Annotated in this window: 5 protein-coding genes and 1 pseudogene; 2 read left to right on the forward strand and 4 right to left on the reverse strand. The window is 62.1% G+C overall.

Annotation, left to right across the window (positions count from 1 at the left end; translation table 11 throughout):
• A partial coding sequence (locus tag WAN02_RS08600) for a dynamin family protein (RefSeq protein WP_422263735.1) occupies positions 1–1,273 on the reverse strand: 1,273 nt, incomplete at its 3' end.
• A 265-nt stretch (positions 1,274–1,538) separates the two neighbouring features.
• Between WAN02_RS08600 and WAN02_RS08605 the strand changes: the two genes are divergently transcribed.
• Both WAN02_RS08605 and WAN02_RS08610 read left to right on the forward strand, forming a co-directional pair.
• Positions 1,539–1,997: an RNA polymerase sigma factor gene (locus tag WAN02_RS08605; protein ID WP_422263736.1), complete on the forward strand. Its 459-nt coding sequence runs from the start codon at positions 1,539–1,541 to the stop codon at positions 1,995–1,997.
• An 8-nt stretch (positions 1,998–2,005) separates the two neighbouring features.
• Complete coding sequence (locus tag WAN02_RS08610) at positions 2,006–2,380, forward strand: hypothetical protein (protein WP_422263737.1); 375 nt, start codon at positions 2,006–2,008, stop codon at positions 2,378–2,380.
• Between the two features lie 286 nt (positions 2,381–2,666).
• On the opposite strand, the gene WAN02_RS08615 is transcribed toward WAN02_RS08610, so the two are convergent.
• The 3 genes and pseudogenes from WAN02_RS08615 to WAN02_RS08625 all read right to left on the reverse strand — a co-directional run.
• Positions 2,667–3,143, reverse strand: a complete 477-nt coding sequence (locus tag WAN02_RS08615) for a hypothetical protein (protein ID WP_422263738.1) — start codon at positions 3,141–3,143, stop codon at positions 2,667–2,669.
• A 90-nt stretch (positions 3,144–3,233) separates the two neighbouring features.
• Positions 3,234–3,413, reverse strand: coding sequence for a hypothetical protein (locus WAN02_RS08620; protein WP_422263739.1), 180 nt, complete (start codon positions 3,411–3,413; stop codon positions 3,234–3,236).
• A gap of 119 nt (positions 3,414–3,532) precedes the next feature.
• A pseudogene (locus WAN02_RS08625) lies at positions 3,533–3,927 on the reverse strand (thiaminase II); the annotation flags it as partial.

Below are 3,927 nucleotides of genomic sequence, written 5' to 3' on the forward strand. Positions count from 1 at the left end.
GGGCCGGCTCGCCCAGCCGGCAGCGACCGGTGTACAGCGCGGCCAAAGCCTTCAGCTCGGCCAGCGTGTGCATCTCCTCGCTGAGGCGGATTTTTTCGATCCGGTTGACCAGCGGCTCCTTGACAGATTCGGACAAATCCGCGTCGTCGAGGAGCTTTGTCACCCCGGCAAGCACCCGCGCGGTCTTGTGGACCGCGGCCGGCCGCACGTACAGCACGTTGATTCGGGCCCGCAGCGCGGCGACGCCCGACAGATCCCTCAGCGTGTCGTACATGGAAGCGGCTGACCTGCTCGCGTTTTCGGGCCGCGTCAACACCTTGATACCGAACAAGTCAAGCCGATCGAGCAGGGTATTTCGCGCGCTGTCAGACAAGACATCGGATTCAGCGAAATCGGCCGGTTCACCCAAGATGTTCTCGCGCACAGCTGCGGGCAGCGCGGCGATCGTGCGCAGCCAGCCCGCCTGAGTTTCGTTGAACGAGCCGCTCTCGGTGGTCTCGGCGAGCTTGCCCATCACCGGAAGCACCCCGGCGACGTAATCCTTGAGCTCGGCGGCATGAGCGGCGGCCTTTGCCTGCGCTTCCGCCCAGGGACCATCCTCGCCGGCAAGTTGGTCGGCACGACTGAGCACACCAAGAGCGTTGGCGGGAAAGTCATAGCGTCCTCGGAAGATTCGCCTGAACCGCCGTAGGGCGTCGCGTTCCGTGGCGCGCAGAGTCGCACCGAGCACAAACAGCAACACATCGACACCGCCCGAAAGGCCCAGCCTGGCCTGCTCGTCGGGGCCGGCCAGGCCAAGCATCTCCTCGGTGAGGCTGGCCAGGCCCTCATCACCGGAGAGCCCAGGAGTGTCGACGACGGTGATACTGCGCAAAGGTTCGAAATCCAAGGACACATCGAGGTGGGCCACATCTGCGGACTTGACCGGCAACTCGTCGGGCAGATGGCGGTCGCTCAGCCACAACAGGTGCGGCTCGCCCGTGCGCGGCACGAGTCGAGCCTGATCGGGCCCGAACCGGAACTGGGTGATGACCCTCGTGCACTCGGTGTCAGCCGTCGGCGCAATCCGCTGCCCGACCAGCGCGTTCACCAGTGTCGACTTACCGGCGTTTTGATGCCCGGCCACGGCTAGGGTCAGCGGTTCGACCAATCGCACACGCCATTGCGCCAGCTGTGGTTCAGCGTCATGGCCCAGGTGCCCGCCCGCCTCATCGAGCAAGTCGGCCACCTCGCCCAGCAGCCACGAACCCGGCGCACGCGCAGGATTCACCATCGTGCGGCTTCCGCTGCGCCGGGGTGCAGTCGCCCCCGGCGGAGTTCGTGCAATCCATCCCACGTCGGGGTTGGACACCGCCCGGGCGACAAAAGTTCCCCGGCGCCCCGACTGCGTGCCCGTGACGTGGCCCGCCGTAGATGCACCGACACCGTCACGGGATCAGTTGACCGCCGCGACCCCGGCCCGAGCGGTATCCTCGCATTCGGACGCAAACGCGCGAGAATCTCCGTGCCGTGCGGTTTTCCCGTGCTGGAAGGCACCCATGAATAATAGGTCCGCCGGAAACGAGAGGCGCGTCGGTAACGTTCTCGAGGACCCGACGTTGGTCCTGGCCGCTCAGGGCTGCGATATGGCGGCGGTGATCAGAACCCGTGCCCGCACGCCCACCGTTTTCCGGGACCCTGACCAGTTAGAACGCAACCACTCGTCCTGGCCGCAGGACGGTATCGTCGCACACCTTGACATCGAAGCCGCGATGGCCCGACTCACTCCGGTGCACCGCGACGCATTAGTAGGCTGGTTCTACGCCGCCATAACCTATGCCGACTTCGCCGCGTGGCCGGGAACCGAGCTCAGTACCGTCAGGACTCGGCTGCTGCGCGGTAAAGAACAACTCAAGCCGCTGCTGCTGGAACCTAACACGTCCTCGGCTGTGTCTAACCCTGCAATGCCGGGGCACAGCACCGCACCTGGGCCAACCCTGAGTAAGTCGAGGAGGTGAGAACGTAAATGGCTGATTACAACGAGCACAGCAACTACGGCGATCCCGAAACGGACCCAGACGCCGCGCTGCTCGACGACGAGCTACGCGACCTGTTAACCGATTTTCCCGCTGCAGGTCAGTCTGGCAACGACCTGCCCGCAGCGGCGCTCAGCGAGATCTCTGATGCGGTCCGTACAGCCTGGCCCGACGGGCATCCCCCGACACCTGAGGAACTAGCCGCCGAAGACGCGGGGAATGAGTCCCCCGGCGATATTTCGGGTTTCGAGTCGCAGGACTTTCACATCCCGCATGACAGCCACTACAGCGAGTTCGACCACCCTGATGCAGGGCACCCCGACTATAGTCACGAACACCCGGATCACGGACACGACTTCACCTGAACCGCTGACGGGTCGCGGTCAGCGTTGACGGTTGAAGGCGGCGATAACACCCCCGCTTGTAGGACCAGCCAGGCGCACGTCGACGACTTGAACACGACTGAAGCGGAGCGTTTGCGGTGCTAAGGCATCGCGACCGGTCGTCGCGGACTCTCTGGAGCGTCGTGGGCAGAATGAGCGCACGCTGATGTGCCGCGTGGCTGGCCGCCAAGACTGGCCCGGATGTCGTCGCGGAAAGTGCAGCGGTCACATGTGATGAGGCATGCTGAAGCGAGTCACATCCAGCCTCCTAGTCGCCGAGCGTCACCCAATCAATGGTGGCGATGCAGCTTGTGATCGTCGGTAGCAGGGCATCAAACCGGGCAGACGGCGCGACAAAGTAGACTTGCTGGACGACAGCACCACCTTGACCGGCATCGATCAACAATTCATAGCTGTCGTATTTTGTGGATACCCAGCTTCCTTCTACCAGAAGAACTGTGCGACCGTTCAAAACAAAGGTCGATACCGAGGACAATACAAACTCATCCACCGCGGCCAGATCTCCAAGCACCTCATGGAGTTCGTCTACTTGTTCGCCTGAAAGGACGCCGGAATTTTGTTGCAACAAGTTCCGAAACTTTTCTCCGGATCGGGGCGAGATTGGAATGCCACGGTAATAAAACCCCAGCTGCGCTCTTTGATCATCTGGGGGTGTGAACAGGATGAGGCTGGATAAGTCGGGGTCGTCCTGTTCGACTTTCACCCAATCATCAGGCAATTGCATGTCGCTAATCTGACCTATGCTGAGTCTTTGCGTCATCTCACAGCTTGCCTGGTGTTTCTAGAGTTGTACGGTTTCTCTCGGTGCCGACTACTACTCGTGCTGATGCTTGGCCGCAAACTGCTGCAAGGCCTCGGATGCTTGTTCCAGAATTTGCTGAACCTCCTGGGGATCCGACACGTGCTCCATACCATCTATCGTCCGAGTACTGAATTTTAAACCAGGTTGCCATTCTCCCTGCAAAAATGTTGCTGCTAAGCCGTCGTCGGTCATTATGATCATATTTCCGTCGTCGTCTCTGCCAACGGTCGGCATCCTGTCATCCATTCTTTACGGTCCTTTCACCAACTCTGTAAGAAATGCGGGAGCCAGCAAGCCCGCGTCGTACGTCGTCAGACAGGCCACACCTCGCGGCGCCACGCGGCGTCCCAGAACATCCACTCGTAGCGGGCGGTGGTGGCGAAATGGGCGCGGGCGCGCGTCTCGTCGGCGGCGCATAGGGTCAGGCCGACGTTGTCGGCCAGCGCCAGCACCTCGGCGACGATGGTCTGGTATTCGTCGTCGGCATAGGTGTCGATCCAGCGCTGGTAGCGGGGATCCGGCGAACCGCGCTTAACGAGCTCGGCGCCCACCTTGGCATAAATCCAGTAACACGGCAGCACCGCAGCGAACCCATCGGCGAAGGTGCCGCGCTGAGCGGTCGCCAACAGGTAGCTCGTATAGGCGAGGGTGGTTGGCGCGACCGGAATGGCATCCGGGTTCTGGATGCCCAGTTCGGTTAGCAATG

It is taken from the genome of Mycobacterium sp. (assembly GCF_049281135.1).
Classification (GTDB): domain Bacteria; phylum Actinomycetota; class Actinomycetes; order Mycobacteriales; family Mycobacteriaceae; genus Mycobacterium.